The 17,539-nt window shown below is 36.1% G+C and carries 12 protein-coding genes; 11 read left to right on the forward strand and 1 reads right to left on the reverse strand.

From position 1 onward, the window contains the following. Positions 1-74: 74 nt before the first annotated feature. A complete protein-coding gene (locus tag GIY83_RS05700) occupies positions 75-335 on the forward strand; it encodes a hypothetical protein (protein ID WP_229029228.1) in 261 nt (86 codons plus the stop codon). Positions 336-544: 209 nt separating this feature from the next. Here GIY83_RS05700 and GIY83_RS05705 read toward each other — a convergent pair whose 3' ends face one another. Further along, positions 545-1,585, reverse strand: a complete 1,041-nt coding sequence (locus GIY83_RS05705; RefSeq protein WP_194616265.1) for a GntR family transcriptional regulator — start codon at positions 1,583-1,585, stop codon at positions 545-547. A 388-nt stretch (positions 1,586-1,973) separates the two neighbouring features. On the opposite strand from GIY83_RS05705, the gene rhaT reads away from it, so the two are divergent. The 10 genes from rhaT to GIY83_RS05755 all read left to right on the forward strand — a co-directional run bounded on the left by rhaT (position 1,974) and on the right by GIY83_RS05755 (position 17,538). Further along, positions 1,974-3,023, forward strand: coding sequence for an L-rhamnose/proton symporter RhaT (gene rhaT, locus GIY83_RS05710; RefSeq protein ID WP_208685569.1), 1,050 nt, complete (start codon positions 1,974-1,976; stop codon positions 3,021-3,023). 24 nt (positions 3,024-3,047) lie between these two features. After that, entirely contained in the window at positions 3,048-5,189 is a 2,142-nt protein-coding gene (locus GIY83_RS05715) for a bifunctional aldolase/short-chain dehydrogenase (protein WP_208685572.1), read from the forward strand. A 195-nt stretch (positions 5,190-5,384) separates the two neighbouring features. Further along, positions 5,385-6,659, forward strand: a complete 1,275-nt coding sequence (locus GIY83_RS05720; protein ID WP_208685575.1) for a TIM barrel protein — start codon at positions 5,385-5,387, stop codon at positions 6,657-6,659. A gap of 98 nt (positions 6,660-6,757) precedes the next feature. Next, a complete protein-coding gene (locus tag GIY83_RS05725; protein ID WP_208685578.1) occupies positions 6,758-8,119 on the forward strand; it encodes an FGGY-family carbohydrate kinase in 1,362 nt (453 codons plus the stop codon). 439 nt (positions 8,120-8,558) lie between these two features. Next, positions 8,559-9,302: a (Fe-S)-binding protein gene (locus GIY83_RS05730; protein WP_208685580.1), complete on the forward strand. Its 744-nt coding sequence runs from the start codon at positions 8,559-8,561 to the stop codon at positions 9,300-9,302. Between the two features lie 105 nt (positions 9,303-9,407). Then, the gene (locus GIY83_RS05735) at positions 9,408-10,808 is read left to right on the forward strand and encodes a lactate utilization protein B (RefSeq protein WP_208685583.1); all 1,401 of its coding nucleotides are present in this window, start codon (positions 9,408-9,410) and stop codon (positions 10,806-10,808) included. Next, on the forward strand, positions 10,801-11,388 hold the full coding sequence (locus tag GIY83_RS05740) for an LUD domain-containing protein (RefSeq protein ID WP_208685586.1): 588 nt from the start codon (positions 10,801-10,803) through the stop codon (positions 11,386-11,388). Before GIY83_RS05735 ends, GIY83_RS05740 begins: the two co-directional genes overlap by 8 nt. A gap of 252 nt (positions 11,389-11,640) precedes the next feature. Then, positions 11,641-14,385, forward strand: a complete 2,745-nt coding sequence (locus GIY83_RS05745) for a substrate-binding domain-containing protein (protein ID WP_208685589.1) — start codon at positions 11,641-11,643, stop codon at positions 14,383-14,385. Between the two features lie 224 nt (positions 14,386-14,609). Continuing rightward, positions 14,610-15,968: a sugar porter family MFS transporter gene (locus GIY83_RS05750; protein ID WP_208685592.1), complete on the forward strand. Its 1,359-nt coding sequence runs from the start codon at positions 14,610-14,612 to the stop codon at positions 15,966-15,968. Next, complete coding sequence (locus GIY83_RS05755) at positions 15,931-17,538, forward strand: glycoside hydrolase family 32 protein (RefSeq protein WP_229029229.1); 1,608 nt, start codon at positions 15,931-15,933, stop codon at positions 17,536-17,538. The genes GIY83_RS05750 and GIY83_RS05755 overlap by 38 nt, the downstream gene beginning before the upstream one ends. The last annotated feature ends 1 nt before the right edge of the window (position 17,539 follow it).

Consider the following 17,539-nt stretch of genomic DNA (forward strand, 5'->3'; position numbering starts at 1 on the left):
CATAAATGGTGGGCAAAAGAAAGAAATGAGAATGATGAATCCAAACCTTTTACATATGCTGAAACTTTTAAACATTGGCTTATAATAATTGGACTAATCATCGCAGCGATAGTAAATTTTTTCATAGCAATCGGATAAAAGAGATAAAAAATATGAGTTTTGAAGAAATTAATAGTTTTATTGCTCCACTAGGATTAATTATTGCTGGTCTAACAATGAGATTATCAAATAATCAAGTAATGTTTGGTAAAGTCAAAAAATATTGGCTATTCTTTATAATTATGGGAGTATTTTTGCTTTCAATGAGGGGGTATGAATTTTATTTTAAATCCTAAGCATCCCCGCTCCCCGAAGAGTTCCTCATAAAAAGCGGCTCAAATGTCTCAGTCTAGACTTTGCGCAATTTTTTTGTTCTAATAAATCTTACATCTAATAAAAGTCTCCCAATTTTTTCAACAAAAAAAAACAGATTCATCGAGAGCTTTCATTTATATAATTTCAAATCATAAAAACTTAGCGACTTAGTGCCTTAGCGGCAAAAAAACTAAATAGAATTTCGATCAATAAAATTAAAAGGCACTTTTACCTGTCCTTTTTCTTTATTCAGAATCATTCTGGCAACAGTTTCTCCCATTACATTAAAATCCGTAGACATTACCGTTATTCCTAGTAATTCTTTCAAAGGCGTATCATTATACGAAATCACGCCAATATCCTTACCGAGGGTAAATTTTTCATCGCGAATTTGTTTCATTAAATTCACCAAATCCGATTCTTCAATGGTGATAAACAAATCTCCTTTTTTAAGAATCATATCGTCATAGACTTCGCTTAAAATTTCAAAATTGATTTCATGTTCTACACAAAATTTTCTAAACCCGTGTAATATTCTGCGCGGATACGGATAAACCGCTTTGTCCGGATATACCAGAATAAGTTTTTCGTATTTTGTTATTTTGGCAAGTCCTTCCTTTAAGGCATTGTAAATATCATTTTCAAAATCCTGATATATTTTGATGATTTCGCCTTCCATTCCAATTTTAATATTATCCATTAAAACCAGTTTTTCTTCGGGAATTCTCTGGATTGCTTTGGCAACTTCATCTGTAAAACTCAGGTGTTTTAATTCGTCTGTTTTAAAATGGGTTGTGATTACATAATAATCATAAGCACCTTCGAACTTGTCCAGTAAGTTCAAAAACAAAGTCTCGTCGCAATGGTAAATATGCAAATCAGTGTGCGCATTTGCTCCAATAGTATTGATGAAAGAATTGTACGTCTTCATTTTATACGCACTAAGTTTATTCAGTACAAAGAGAATATTTACTTTAGATTCCAGTTTTGTTCGGGTAATATAATATCCTTTTCCTCTGATGGAAGAAATGATTTTTCGCTCTTTTAGAATATTATAGGCCTTTTCGACAGTATCTCTGGACATATAAAACTCTTCGCTAAAGCTATTTATAGAGGGTATTTTTTGATTTATTTTTAAATTTCCGTTGGCAATATTTTGCAGGATCGAGTCTACAATTTGTTTGTACTTAGGAATCCTGGACTCTTCATCTATTTTAATAAGTTTAATCATTTTGTAAGTCTTGTAAATTATGCAGCAATGAGTTGCGATATAATTTTGAGTTATAATTTGTGTAAAAAGCTTTAGCCTAAAATGATAAAAATAATTCAGTCCGGTACTTTTCTCACAAAAGCTTTCAAATTAAATAAGGGTTGTTGTATGTTTTTGCTGATTTGTTTGTTTAAGGCAAATTGAGGATAATATAATTACGAAATCGATTGCTAAAATAGAAATTTTAAATTTATATTTCCAATAATATCGGGCAGTTGTTTGTAATAATCTTCAGTTTTAACATAAATAACAAAACTATAAAGGATAGTACAGGACAGTTTTCTTTTTTACATTCTATTATTTTACAAAACCAATTTAACTATCAAATTAACCAAAAACGAAATTATTAATGGAATCATTATTAGGAATCATTTTTCATTCTATCGGAGGATTCTCTTCAGGTAGTTTTTATATGCCATTTAAAAAAGTAAAAGAGTGGGCTTGGGAAAGCTACTGGATTGTGGGAGGATTTTTCTCCTGGCTAATAGTACCGCCCATTGCCGCCTACTTAACGATTCCAAATTTTGTAGATATCATTGCAACAGCATCACCAACCATAAAAGCTTTCACGTTTTTGATGGGACTCATTTGGGGAGTTGGAGGATTAACATACGGCTTGGGAGTTCGCTATTTAGGAATGTCACTGGGAAACTCTATTATCCTTGGGTTTTGCTCTGCTTTTGGCGCCTTGGTTCCTTCTATCTATTATGATTTATATCCAACAGAAGGTAAAATTTCGTTTACCGATATGCTATCAAACCCAGGCGGACGCCTTGTTCTGGCAGGGGTTTTAGTTTGCCTTATAGGTATTGCTATTTCAGGAAAAGCCGGAATCTTAAAAGAAAAAGATTTTGCAAAAGGACACGAAGACAAAGACAAGGATTTTAGTTTGGTAAAAGGTTTAATTATCGCCGTTATCTCGGGAATTCTGAGCTCGTTTTTTAATTACGGAATCGAGGCCGGAAAACCAATGGCCGAAACCGCAGTAAATTATGGCTGTAACGCGTTATTTCAAAACAACGTGACCTATATCGTTTTGATGTGGGGAGGTTTAACCACCAATTTTATCTGGTGTATGTACCTTAATTTCAAAAATAAAACCTTCTCGGATTACACCAATACCAAAACACCAATTGCCAGAAACGTCCTTTTTTCAGGTATTGCCGGAACGATGTGGTTTTTACAATTTTTCTTTTACGGAATGGGAGAAAGTAAATTAGGAAACGGAGCAAGTTCATGGATCCTGCACATGGCAACCATTATCCTGACAGCAAATTTCTGGGGCTTTTATCTTAAAGAATGGTCGGGAGTTTCTAAAAGAACACTTAGAACCTTTGGTTGGGGAATTGCACTAATCATGCTGTCAATTGTATTGGTCGGAATTGGAAATTCATTATAAACATACAAACATAACATAACAACAATGTCGAATATAAATATAAATAATATGACTTTTAAGCATGTAAGCTATCTTTGGGATGACGCTAAGGCAGCAGCATTGGCAGGAGATGAAGTAGCGCTTTTCATTTATCGATCTAATTTATTAGGAGCCGATTTAAGACTGACAAACTATGGTGGAGGAAACACTTCGGTAAAAATTACCGATAAAGATCCGCTAACCGGAGAAACCTCTGAAGTAATGTGGATTAAAGGTTCTGGTGGAGACATTGGTACATTGACAAAATCGGGTTGTGCGGCACTTTATCTGGATCGTCTTCGCAATCTTGAAAATGTATACAGAGGAATAGAATTCGAAGACGAAATGGTCGAATTATTCAATCACTGTATTTTCGATTTAGCTTCAAAAGCACCTTCTATAGATACGCCTTTACATGGTTTTTTACCTTTCAAACATATTGATCACCTGCATCCTGATGCGGCAATTGCAATCGCAGCGGCCAAAGACGGAGCTAAAATTACCCAGGAATTATTTGGTGGCGAAATTGGCTGGGTAGGATGGCAGCGTCCCGGTTTTGACTTAGGGCTTCAACTGAGAAGCTGTCTGGAAGAAGCAACCAAAAAAGGGAAAAAACTGCGTGGTATCATGCTGGGTTCTCACGGTTTGTTTACCTGGGGAGATACAGCTTACGAAAGTTATGTAAACACACTCGAAGTAATCGAGAAATGTGCGGAATATTTAGAAAGTAACTACGGAAAAAAACGCCCTGTTTTTGGAGGTAAAAAAATAGAGAGCCTTCCTGAGGCTGACCGTAAAAGAAAAGCAGCAAAAGTAGCACCAATTTTAAGAGGTTTCTGTTCGTCAGAGCGTCAGATGATTGGACATTATACAGATGATGCAAGGGTTTTGGAATTCATTAATTCTAATGATTTAGCAAAGTTAGCGCCACTTGGAACTTCTTGTCCGGATCACTTTTTGCGTACCAAAATCAGTCCTTTGGTTTTAACTTTAGAACCCAATGAAGATTTATCAGATGTTGATGGGATCAAAGCAAAATTAACACCTGCTTTTGAAAGCTACCGCGCGATGTACAAAGATTATTACAATGCTTGCAAAAAGTCGAATTCGCCGGCCATGCGTGACCCAAATCCCGTGGTGATTTTATACCCTGGCGTAGGTATGTTTACCTTTGCCAAAGATAAAACAATGGCTCGTTTGGCTTCAGAATATTATATCAATGCAGTAAATGTAATGAAAGGCGCCGAAGCCGTTTCAGAATATACTTCGCTGCCACATCAGGAAGCTTTTGATATCGAATATTGGTTGCTTGAAGAAGCAAAACTGCAACGTATGCCAAAACCTAAAGCGCTTTCAGGAAGAGTCGCTGTAATTACAGGTTCTGCCGGGGGAATTGGCAAAGCAATTGCCAAAAAATTTGCTCAGGAAGGCGCTTGTGTGGTCATCAACGACATCAACGAAGAACGTTTAGAACAGGCTACAGCTGAGTTTATTAACTTGTTTGGTAAAGATACCGTGGCAAGTACACTGCTAAATGTAACCGACGAAAAAAGTACAGAAAAAGCATTAGACGAAGCATCATTAGCTTTTGGAGGTGCAGATATTATAGTGAACAATGCAGGAATTAGTATTTCTAAATCTATTGCAGAACACACCCTTGAAGAGTGGGACAGATTGTATGATATTTTGGTAAAAGGACAATTTATTGTTTCAAAAGCCGGAATCGAAGTTATGCGCAAACAAGGATTTGGCGGAGACATTGTAAACATTGTTTCTAAAAATGCAGTTGTTGCGGGTCCAAATAATCCGGGATATGGTTCGGCCAAAGCAGCTCAGGCGCATTTAACACGACTCATGGCAGCTGAATTAGGCGCCGATAAAATTCGTGTAAATACAGTAAATCCTGATGCAGTAATCTCAGACTCTAATATTTGGTCTGGTGGCTGGGCAGAAGGTCGTGCAAAAGCATACGGTATTACGGTTGCCGAGTTACCGGCGTATTATGCAAAACGTACCTTACTAAATGAAATTATATTGCCCGATGATATTGCAAACGCTTGTTTTGCATTCGTTGGCGGTTTACTGGACAAATCAACAGGAAATGCCCTGAATGTAGACGGCGGAGTATCAATGGGTTTTTACAGATAGATTGTTTCAAGTTTTTAAGTTTGTTTAAAGCAAAAGTGGTTTTTTGTGGTCTAACGTTCGATATCATTCGGACGTTAGATTTTTTTAGACATAACTCCCTGCAAAAATGCGCAAATAGCATAAAAGAGTAAAGTTAAACCAGAGTTCAATTTATATAATTTATATATTGTAATCTCTATTAAAAGATAAAATAATATGTTAATCGGATCAAACAATATCGCATCTCACAACGACGATTTATTAAAAAAACATCAAAATAAATTTGCCTTTACAGTATCAGAAATTGGTGATACAGAATCTATTATTCAAAAACTAATCGATTTTCAAATCGCAATTCCATCCTGGGCGTTAGGAACAGGAGGAACAAGATTCGGACGTTTTGCAGGAGGTGGGGAACCACGTTCTATCGAAGAAAAAATCGAAGATGTTGGTTTGCTTCATGCTTTAAACAATTCCTCAGGGGCGATCTCATTGCATATTCCCTGGGATATTCCGCAAGATTACAAAGCCATAAAAAGTCTTGCCGCGCAGCACAATTTAAGATTTGATGCCATGAACTCCAATACCTTTCAGGATCAGGCAGGTCAGGACAATTCGTATAAATTTGGATCATTACAAAACGTAAATAAAGCAGTTCGCAAACAAGCTATTGCTCATAATATAGAAGTTATTCAACACGGAATCGAATTAGGATCAGAATCACTAACAATTTGGTTAGCCGATGGATCTTCTTTTCCGGGGCAATTAAACTTTAGAAAAGCCTACCAAAATACACTGGAAAGTTTAGAAGAGATCTACGATGCATTACCTTCAAACTGGAAATTGTTTTTAGAATATAAATGCGCAGAGCCTAACTTTTATTCCACTACAGTGGCCGATTGGGGACAATCGTATTCCTATGTGAAAAAATTAGGAGACAAAGCACAAACATTAGTCGATTTAGGACATCATTTGCCAAATGCCAATATCGAGCAAATCGTTTCATTATTATTGATGGAAGAAAAACTCGGAGGATTCCACTTTAATGATTCAAAATATGGAGATGATGATTTAACCGCCGGAGCTTTAAAGCCATATCAATTATTCTTGATTTTTAACGAATTAGTAGAAGGAATGGATGCGCGCGGAATGAATCACGCCAAAGATTTAGGCTGGATGATTGATGCATCACACAATATCAAAGATCCATTAGAAGATTTATTACAATCAGTAGAAGCTATTATGATTGCTTATGCCCAGGCACTTTTGGTAGACAGAAAAGCCTTAGAAACCGCTCAGCAAGAAAATGATGTTGTAAAAGCACAGGAAATTCTTCAGGATGCTTTCCGTACAGATGTTCGCGCACTGGTTGCTGAGGCTCGTTTGCGCTCAGGAGCGGCACTGAATCCGGTGGAATTGTACAGAAGTCTTTCTGTTAGAAAAAATCTAATTGGTGAAAGAGGATTAAAAACATTGGCGACAGGATTGTAATTATGAATTACGAGTTATAGTAATACTCTATTGCAGTTTTTTATAAAACAAAAAACTAACTCCTAACTCATAATTCAAAACTCATAACTTATAATTAAATGAATGTAGTTGCAATTTTTGACATTGGTAAAACAAACAAGAAAGTATTTTTATTTGATGAAAATTATAAAATTGTCTGGGAAAAATCAGTAAATCTTAACGAAACCCTTGACGAAGATGGTTTTCCCTGCGAAGATATCGAAGTCCTTGAAAACTGGATATTCGATCGATTGACAGAAATTAGAAACCTATCGGATTATGTTTTAAAAGCCATCAATTTTAGTACTTACGGTGCTAGTTTTGTTTACATTGATCAAAAAGGAAAAGTTTTAACTCCTCTGTATAATTACTTAAAAGAGTATCCGGAGAAGCTAAAAAATGATTTTTATGATAAATACAAAGGAAAAGAAACTTTTGCAGTCAAAACAGCTTCTCCCCTATTAGGAAGCCTGAATTCAGGAATGCAGATTTACAGGCTCAAAGAAGAAAAACCGGAATTATTTAATCAGGTAAAATACTGTTTGCATTTACCGCAGTATTTGAGTTTTCTTTTAACCAGTGAAGCTTACGCTGATATTACCAGTATTGGATGCCATACCAATCTTTGGAATTTTAAAAAGATGAAGTATCATAAATGGCTTAAAAATGAAGGTATTTCAGATAAAATCCCACCGCTTCACTATGGAAAGGATATTATAAAAAAACAAGACGGACTAGCCATTGGTGTTGGACTTCACGACAGTTCATCGGCTATTATTCCCTACACGATAAATTTTACAGAACCTTTTGTTTTATTGTCCACCGGAACCTGGAGTATTTCGCTGAATCCTTTCAATAATAAACAATTGACTTTTGAAGAATTGCAAAACGATTGTTTGTGTTATATGCAATACACTGAAAAGCCTGTAAAAGCAGCACGTCTGTTTTCAGGCAATGAACACGAAGTGCAGACAAAAAGACTGGCAGAACATTTTAAAGTACCTGTAGATACTTATAAAGAGGTTTATTTTGATAAAAAGATAGTGTCGAATTTGCGAGCGCTAAACTTTCAGATTATTTATCCAAAGAAGTATGATTTTGATATTCTAAAAGAATGTCCATTTCAAAAAAGAGATCTGAACAATTATAAGAGTTACGAAATCGCCTATCATCAATTGATGCTGGATTTGGTAGAACAGCAGTTTTTTTCGACTAATTTGGTCATTCACAATAGTCCGGTAAAGAAGATTTTTGTAGATGGAGGTTTTAGCAAAAATTCCATTTTCATGAATTTATTGGCCGAAGCTTATCCCGATATCGAAGTTTTTGCAGCTTCGATGGCGCAGGCGAGTGCCTTGGGCGCTGCATTGGCGATTCATCAAAACTGGAATCCAAAACCCATCCAGAATGATTTGATTGATTTGAAGTTTTACAAGCATTGATGTTTAATTAAAAATTTAGAATTAAAAATTAAAAATCGGCTTGATCTGCGAGAGAAAAATAGCCACAGATTGAAGGATTAGAATGATTTTTTTTAATACAATGTTGTCATCCCTCGTTCCTCGGGATTGTAAAAAATGAGAGAAGCAAAAATCTGGCTAATCTGCAAGATCTGCGAGACAAAAAAACAGCAAGAGATTAAAGGATTTTTGTTTCACGCAGATTTACACAGATTTAATTTTAGATAATAATCTGTGTACATCTGTTTAAATCTTTTAAAATCTGCGTGAAATAATATTATAAAAATAGATTACACATAAAACATAAATTTTGTGCGTAAAAAAGAAGTACAATTTTTTACATTAGCACTTTGAGATTTATTTGGAGTGAAAAGTCGCTTCATATTGATAAACAAACTCAAAGCGTTTAAAAAGACAGCATATGAAAATCGGATTATTTATACCGTGTTATGTCGATCAGTTTTACCCAAAAGTAGGGATTGCAACTTATGAACTTTTGCAGAAATTGGGCTGCGAGGTTCATTTTCCAATGGGGCAAACCTGCTGCGGACAACCTATGGCCAATAGCGGATACCAATATTTAACCAAAGGCTGTGATGCTAATTTTATCGCCAATTTTGCCGGATTCGATTATATTGTTTGCCCTTCCGGAAGTTGTGTTTTGCATGTGAAAGAACATTTGCATGACCAGAAACAAGAAAAAGTAGCTGCAGAAATGCGAAAGAAAGTTTTTGAACTCACAGAATTTATTACCGATATTCTAAAAGTAGATTCCATCGACGGAAATTTTCCTTACAGAGTAGGAATGCATGTAAGTTGTCACGGCCAACGCGGATTAAAGCTTTCGCAGATGACAGAACTTAATGCGCCATTTTTCTCTAAACCTGAAAAATTACTGCACAATATAAAGGGATTAGATTTGGTTTCTTTATCCAGAAAAGATGAATGTTGTGGTTTTGGAGGAACATTTTGTGTAACCGAAGAAGCTGTTTCTGTAAAGATGGGACAAGACCGAATAAAAGATCATGAAAACCATCACGTAGATTATATTACCGGTGGAGATATGTCGTGTTTGATGCATTTAGAAGGAATTCTGAAAAGGCAAAAAAGCCCGATCAAAACCATTCATATTGCCGAAATATTAAATTCGTTGGAAACTAAGTGATTTTAAAATTAAACTTAATTTTCTTTTCACAATTAAGAGATTAAGTAAGTTAAGGCAAAGCTTTATGAACTTAATATCTTAATGGTAAAAAAACAAAAGAAAGAGATGTCATCAGAAAAAGTTATACCGCACAGTCAGGCCGCAACACGTTTTAACAAAGATGTAGAACGCGTCAACTGGCACGATGAAACACTTTGGTTTGTTCGTGAAAAAAGGGATAAATCGGCGCATCAAATCCCCTATTGGGAATTGCTTCGTGAAACTGCATCGCAAATCAAAAACAATGTACTTTCTAATATTCATGATTATTTGATTGAATTTGAGGCTAATGCTCAAAAGAACGGTATAGTAGTACATTGGGCAGCCGATGCCAAAGAGCATAACCAAATTGTGCATTCGATCATGGCAAAACATGATGTAAAGCAAATGGTGAAATCAAAATCGATGCTTACAGAAGAATGCCATTTGAATGATTATCTGGCCGAAAAAGGTATCGAAGTAATCGATTCTGATTTAGGAGAATATATTGTGCAGCTTCGTAAAGAACCGCCAAGTCATATTGTTTTGCCCGCCATTCACCTTAAAAAAGAAGATGTAAGTGAAACTTTTCATGAACATTTGGGCACGGAAAAAGGAAACATCGATCCCCAATATCTAACAGAATCGGCTCGTTTGAGTTTAAGAAATACATTCCTGACCCGAAAAGTCGCTTTAACAGGAGTGAACTTTGCGATTGCAGAAACCGGCGAATTTGTGGTGTGTACCAATGAAGGAAATGCAGATATGGGCGCACATCTGGCCGATGTTCATATTGCCTGCATGGGATTCGAAAAACTCATTCCGCAACGTAAACATTTAGGCGTTTTCCTGAGATTATTAGCCAGAAGTGCTACAGGGCAACCTATAACAACATTTTCAAGCCATTTTAAGAAACCAAGAGATGGAAAAGAAATTCATATTGTGATAGTCGATAACGGCAGAAGCACACAATTAGGGAGAGAAGATTTTAGAAATTCCCTAAAATGCATTCGTTGTGGCGCGTGTATGAATACATGCCCCGTTTACAGACGAAGTGGCGGACACAGTTATCATAATGCCGTTGCGGGGCCAATAGGCTCAATTCTGGCACCTAATCTGGACATGAGTAAAAATGCCGACTTACCATTCGCCAGCACACTTTGTGGTTCTTGTACCAATGTTTGTCCGGTAAAAATTGATATACACGACCAATTGTACAAATGGCGTCAGGTTTTGGTAAAAGAAGGGCATACGCCAACAGCCAAAACTCTTGCAATGAAAACCATGGCAAGTGTTCTGGCCAACCCAACAATTTTTAATATTGCCGGAAAATCAGGTCGTTTTGTAATGAAAAACATTCCCGATCTGGTCAATAATAAAATGAACAAATGGTACGATCAGCGTGAAATGCCAGAGGTCCCGCAAGAATCTTTTAGAGAATGGTATAAGAAAAATTCAAGAGAAGCAAAAGCAAAAGACAATGAGTAGTAAAGCAGATATTTTAAATAAAATAAAGCAAAACCAACCTGCTGTAATTACAGACTTGCCTGATCTTAATCTTCTAAGCTCAGAGAATCTCGATGTGCTAGCAACCTACAAAACAGTACTCAAAAATATAGGAGGAGATCCTGTAGAAGTTGCCGATTATGCTGAAATTATTCAGTATGTAAAAGCCAATTATGCGATCCAAAAACGCATCATAACCACAATTGCTGAACTTTCGGAAATTGCAGCTTTAGACTGGAGAAACGATGATCCCCATTCGCTTGCCGATGTCGAATTGAATGTGATTAAAGCTCATTTTGGCGTAGCCGAAAATAGTGCGCTTTGGGTTACAGACGACTTGTTAGGACAACGTGTGTCACCTTTTATCGCACAATATCTGGCCATTATCGTTCATAAAAAAGATATTTTGGCCACTATGCATCAGGCGTATGAAAGAATTGGAAATCAGCAATACGGTTTCGGGACTTTTATCGCCGGACCATCCAAAACAGCTGATATCGAACAATCATTAGTATTAGGTGCCCACGGCGCAAGAGGATTGATTGTTTTTTTATTGGATTAAAGTATTTAAGAGAAGAAATTTTTTACAGTTTATAAAATACAAATTATAAGAGGATTCAATATCCTCTTTTTTTTGTTTACAGATAACTATAACATTTGTGTACATCAAATAAAAGTTTAATTTTACCTTATTATATATTGCCTTCCCACTTGTCAGTGAAAAATAATCCTTCCTAATTATTTTGACAGGTTGTAGGTCTAAGAAGGTATTTTTTTTTGAAAACTCATTTTCATTTACATAAACTCATAATTCATGTATTCACTTGTAAAATATATTTTGCTGCTTTTTTTAGCATCATTAAGTTTAGTTTCCTGTACTCAAAAACAAGGAGATAAAATAAAGGTTGGATTCTCTCAGGCCATGACCACAGATGATTGGCGCAAACAAATGACCAGTTCAATGAAAATTGAAGCCTCATTGCGCCCTGAGGTTGATTTAAAAATTAGCGATGCCAATAATAATGTCGCCAGACAAATCGATGATATCGAAAGGTTCATCGCCAATAGAGTAGATGTAATTATAGTATCGCCTATTGAATCAAAACCTCTAACAGCCGTTGTCGAAAAATCGATAAAAGCCGGAATTCCCGTTCTTGTGGTAGACCGCAAAATCGATGGCGAAAACTACACCGCTTATCTGGGGGCAGATAATATCGAAATAGGCAGAATTGCAGCCAGGTATATTATCTCGCACAGTAAAGCTTCGGGTAAAATTATCGAAATTACAGGCGCAAACGGATCGTCGCCTGCCTATGAACGTAGTCTGGGTTTTACTCAGATTATTCAGGGAAACAAACGCTTTAGAGTTGTCAATACCATTCAGGGCAATTGGGAAAAAGAGTCCGTAACCGCACCATTAAAAACAATTCTTTTACAAAATCCTGATGTCGAATACATTTTCGCCCATAACGATCGTATGGCATTAAGCGCCTGGGAAACAGCTAAAACAGTAGGTCTTGAAAATAAAATAAAATTTTTGGGAGTCGACGGATTAAACTCTGTCAATGGCGGAATTGAACTGGTAAAAAGCGGCGTTTTAGACGGAACCATTTTATATCCTACGGGAGGAAACGAAGCGCTAAAACTGGCTTTGAAAATGTACAATAAAGAACCTATTTCTAAAAATAATATCCTCAATACCATTGTAATTGACCATAATAACGCTGAGATTATCGAGAACCAAATGGATAAAGTCGATCAGCAGCAAACCGTTATCGAGTCACAGCAAGGAGCTATAAAAGTACAGGAAAGAGAATATGCATCGCAAAACAATTTGGTGAGGCTGCTGAGTTTTTTCTTAGTGATTATTCTGAGTTTGACCATTTACAGTATTTATTCGACGATTTCTATTTCCAGAAAGAAAAAACAACTCGAACGTATTAATCAGACCGTGATCGATCAAAACAATGAAATTCAGCAAATGGCTAAGGTTGCCGAGAAAAGCAACGAGGCAAAACTGAATTTCTTTACCGGACTTTCCCATGAATTTAAAACGCCCATAACCCTTATTATGAGCTATGTGGAGTCTTTGATCGAAAATGAAAAAATAAAAGGAACAGCCCTTATTGACGAGGTAAAACTCATTCATAAAAACTCAAACAGATTACTCCGCTTGATAAATCAGTTGCTGGATTTTAGAAAAATAGAAGAGCAAAAATTTACTTTAAGAGCCTCAAATACTAAGTTTTATGATTTTACCAATGAAATAATGACCAATTTTAAAGGTGAAGCAGTTCGTAGAAACATCGATTTTCAGCTGATTTGTAAAAACAAGAATCTGGAATTGTTCATCGATAGGGGACTCATGGATAAGGTATATTTTAATTTGCTTTCCAATGCTTTTAAATTCACACCCGATAACGGAAAAATTACCATTTCGATTATCGAAAACCAGGACAATACCGTTAAGATTAGTTGCAAGGATTCCGGAATAGGAATTCCTGAAAATGAACTCTCTAACGTGTTTAGTCCTTTTTTTAAGGCCTCAAATAATAATAAAAACAGTTCAGGAATCGGACTTCATTTATCCAAAGAATTTGTGCTTTTGCATCACGGAACTATCGAACTAAAATCCAAGCAGGGAAGTGATTTTGTCATTACATTACTCAAAGGTAACAGCCATCTGCAGCCATCAGAAATTGTAAATAAGTCTGAAAATTTGAACATAACGCCAAATTTAATAACAGATAATTTAGATATAGAATCAGATGTAAACCAGGTGAACGTTATTTCTGATGCAGAGAAACATGCTATTTTAATTATAGAAGACAATAACGATTTGGTTACTTTTCTAAAAGCTAAGTTATCCAATGAATATACCGTTTATACTTCTGATGGAAGCGACGCTGTTGAAAAAGCAATGGAAATAGTGCCCGATATCATCATTTGCGATATCAATCTGGTTGATAAAGACGGTTATGAGATCAGTAAAGAACTGAAAAAGGATTTACGCTCTTCGCATATTCCAATTATTATCCTAACGGCGCAAAGCAATAAAGAAGCTGTTTTAAAAGGCTTGCAAAGCGGCGTAGATCAATATCTTACCAAACCCTTTAGCCTTTCGATTCTAAAACAATCTATCTCAGGGCTTCTTTTCAACAGAGAAAAACTCCGTTATTATTATACCAATAACATTTACCGCATCGAACCCGAATCAAAATTTGGCAATCAGGAACAAACCTTCATTACCAAAATGAATGATATCATTAAGATCAATGTGGAAAACCCTAAGTTCTCTGTCGAAGATTTGGCAGACAAACTAAGTGTTTCAAGAGTTCAGTTGTATCGAAAAGTAAAGGCTATTATCGGTATTAATATTAGTGATCATATCAATAATGTCAAATTAGAGAAAGCCGCAGAGCTTTTAAAATCAAATGAGATGAATATTTCTGAAATTGCATACTCTCTTGGATTCTCTTCTCCCAACTATTTTTCGACCGCTTTTAAGAATAAATTTGGAATTTCGCCAAAAGAATACAAATCCTCTAATTCCAATTAGTATAAAAACGTATCATTTCATGTATCATTTTTATATTAAATGTAACAAAATCGAAACTACATGGTTTTCGTAAATAAATTTTAATAAGCGTAAAGCCTTGTCAATAAAGGTTTTGATCTCAAAGTGTCAAACTATCAATAATTATAGAATTAAATTGTAACATCATTAAAAATAAGTTGTTTTTTTTGCGGATATCTTAGCGACAAGTTTTTAATACATCTACAATGAATAAGATATTGATTTGGTCTGTTACTGCTGCACTGGCAGGTTTTCTATTCGGTTTTGATACCGTAGTTATTTCTGGAGCTGATAAACAATTACAGCTTCTATGGCATTCATCTGATGCTTTTCACGGTTCTGTTGTTATGGCAATGGCGCTCTGGGGAACTGTTATTGGAGCCATTTTTGGAGGAATTCCAACCAATAAGATAGGACGTAAAAAAACACTCTTCTGGATCGGGATCCTGTATTTTATTTCAGCCATTGGTGCTGCTTTTGCAAACGATCCATTTGTTTTTGCAGCCTTCAGATTTATTGGTGGTTTAGGAGTTGGCGCCTCGACAATTGCCGCTCCGGCTTATGTCTCTGAAATTGCTCCGGCAGATAAACGCGGCCGACTAGTAGCCTTGTATCAGTTTAATATTGTACTGGGAATTCTAATTGCTTTTATATCGAATTACTTTTTAAAAGATATTGGCCAAAATGCCTGGCGTTGGATGGTAGGGGTTCAGGCTTTTCCCTCTCTTATCTATATTCTTTTCATACTTACAATCCCGGAGAGTCCAAGATGGTTATTGTCTAAAAACCGTGATGAAGAGGCCCGTAAAGTTTTGTTTCAAATTGATCCCACTGCTGATCTTAAAGACATCATGGATGATTCAAGAGAAAACGGAGTGACCAAACACGAGAATATTTTCATGAAAAAATACCGTTTCCCGTTGATTCTGGCTTTTTTAATTGCATTTTTTAATCAGTTCTCAGGAATCAACGCCTTTTTATATTATGCGCCAAGAATTTTTGAAGAAGCAGGTTTGGGACAAAATACAGCCTTACTGAGCAGTATCGGAATCGGAATAACCAATCTTATATTTACCCTGATCGGAGTGGCATTAATTGACAAATTAGGAAGAAAGTTGTTAATGTACATTGGTTCAGTTGGATATATTATTTCTTTGGGATTGGTTTCTGCTTCTTTTTATTACAATTGGGGAGGATTATCAGTACCTACTTTTCTTTTCTTATTTATTGCATCGCACGCCATTGGCCAGGGAGCTGTAATCTGGGTGTTTATCTCAGAGATTTTTCCCAATCATATTCGTGCCTCGGGACAAGCTTTTGGGAGTTCAGTGCACTGGGTTTTAGCAGCCATTATTCCATCTCTAATACCAATGTTGTTCTCAGAAATTGGACCAGAAGTAGTATTCTTAATTTTTGCATTGATGATGGTGCTGCAATTACTCTTTGTAATATTTATAATGCCGGAAACTAAAGGGATCTCTTTAGAAGTTTTAAGTGAAAATCTAACCAAAAAAAACATCAAAAAACATGACATCAAAGAAACATCTGCCCCTGGCATTATATAGTGCCGTATTATTATCGATAGGAGCTTTCAGGCCATATGTGGCTGTTGCACAAACAACTGCCGTGTCAGCATCAATAGCTACGGAAGAAAAAATGTACCGTCCTAATTTTCACTTTACACCAAAAAATGGATGGATGAACGATCCTAACGGAATGTTCTATGCCGATGGAGTTTATCATTTATATTATCAGCATTATCCTGAAAAAAGTGTTTGGGGTCCAATGCACTGGGGGCACGCCGTAAGTAAAGATCTAATTAAATGGGAAGAGCAGCCAATTGCGCTTTATCCCGACAAAGACAAATATATTTTTTCGGGAAGTGCTGTTGTAGATACACATAATACTTCAGGTTTAGGAACTGGTAAAAAGGCTCCAATTGTAGCGATCTACACGCTACATGATATGACAAAAGAAAAAGAAGGTAAGATCGATGTGGAGCAGCAGGATATTGCCTATTCGAATGATAATGGTTTTACATGGCAGAAATTTGAACAAGGAAATCCTGTCATTAAAAACCCTGGAATTCGTGATTTTCGTGATCCAAAGGTAAACTGGGATCAAGCCCATAAACAATGGATTATGTCCTTGGCGGCGCAAGACCGAACTCAGTTTTATGCCTCTAAGGACCTTAAAAACTGGAAATATTTATCAGAGTTTGGGAAAAATATTGGCGCTCACGGAGGTGTTTGGGAATGTCCGGATTTCTTCGAGATAAAAGTAAAAGGAACTAGTGAAACCAAATGGGTTTTGATTCAGAATTTGAATCCCGGCGGAGCCAACGGAGGATCCGGAACACAATATTTTATTGGCGATTTCGACGGAACAACCTTTACTCTTGAATCTAATTTTGCTAAAAAAATAGATACAGAAAAAGCAGCCTGGCTGGATTACGGAAAAGACAATTATGCTGGCGTAACCTGGAATAATGTTCCTGCTGCAGACGGTCGACGATTATTTATTGGCTGGATGTCAAATTGGGAGTATGCACAACAAGTTCCAACACAATCCTGGAGAAGTGCCACGACAATTGCCCGTGAGCTGCAGATTATCAAAAAAGGAAACGATTACATTTTGATTAACAATCCTGTAAAAGAAATCAATAAATATATTGGTAAAACAATCAAAGTAAAAAGCCTGAAAGGAAAAGGGAAATTAGCTGTGGTTGAAGCAGGAAAAATTGATTTAACAAAAGCAATGCTTCAGTTTAATATCAAGAATCTGAAACAGGATACCTACACTTTTACACTTTCAAATCCAAATGGAGAAGCGGTGAGTTTCGGGATCAATAATACAGAGCACTATTTGTTTTTGGATCGATCGAAATCAGGAAAAATTGATTTCTCGGAAAAGTTTGCCTCAACAATTACCAAAGCAGCTTTAGACGCAAGTCAAAAAGAAGGTGTTTTTAAAATTATTCTGGACAAAACATCTATTGAAATATTTTACAATAATGGCGAGAAAGTAATTACCGAAATCTTTTTCCCCAACCAGCCCTATACAACTCTTTCTGTTTCTTCAAAGACTGGGGTTGAGCTAAGCAACTTAGAAATTAACCAATTAAATATAAACTAAC

It is taken from the genome of Flavobacterium sp. SLB02 (assembly GCF_009664855.1).
Taxonomy (GTDB): domain Bacteria; phylum Bacteroidota; class Bacteroidia; order Flavobacteriales; family Flavobacteriaceae; genus Flavobacterium.

What these genes read in the sequence shown, in the direction of transcription:
- GIY83_RS05715 (WP_208685572.1), top strand. Translation starts at nt 3,048, where the DNA reads ATGTCGAATATAAATATAAATAATATGACTTTTAAGCATGTAAGCTAT.
- GIY83_RS05720 (WP_208685575.1), top strand. Translation starts at nt 5,385, where the DNA reads ATGTTAATCGGATCAAACAATATCGCATCTCACAACGACGATTTATTA.
- GIY83_RS05730 (WP_208685580.1), top strand. Translation starts at nt 8,559, where the DNA reads ATGAAAATCGGATTATTTATACCGTGTTATGTCGATCAGTTTTACCCA.
- GIY83_RS05735 (WP_208685583.1), top strand. Translation starts at nt 9,408, where the DNA reads ATGTCATCAGAAAAAGTTATACCGCACAGTCAGGCCGCAACACGTTTT.
- GIY83_RS05740 (WP_208685586.1), top strand. Translation starts at nt 10,801, where the DNA reads ATGAGTAGTAAAGCAGATATTTTAAATAAAATAAAGCAAAACCAACCT.
- GIY83_RS05745 (WP_208685589.1), top strand. Translation starts at nt 11,641, where the DNA reads ATGTATTCACTTGTAAAATATATTTTGCTGCTTTTTTTAGCATCATTA.
- GIY83_RS05755 (WP_229029229.1), top strand. Translation starts at nt 15,931, where the DNA reads ATGACATCAAAGAAACATCTGCCCCTGGCATTATATAGTGCCGTATTA.
- GIY83_RS05750 (WP_208685592.1), top strand. Translation starts at nt 14,610, where the DNA reads ATGAATAAGATATTGATTTGGTCTGTTACTGCTGCACTGGCAGGTTTT.
- GIY83_RS05705 (WP_194616265.1), bottom strand. Translation starts at nt 1,585, where the DNA reads ATGATTAAACTTATTAAAATAGATGAAGAGTCCAGGATTCCTAAGTAC.
- GIY83_RS05725 (WP_208685578.1), top strand. Translation starts at nt 6,758, where the DNA reads ATGAATGTAGTTGCAATTTTTGACATTGGTAAAACAAACAAGAAAGTA.
- rhaT (WP_208685569.1), top strand. Translation starts at nt 1,974, where the DNA reads ATGGAATCATTATTAGGAATCATTTTTCATTCTATCGGAGGATTCTCT.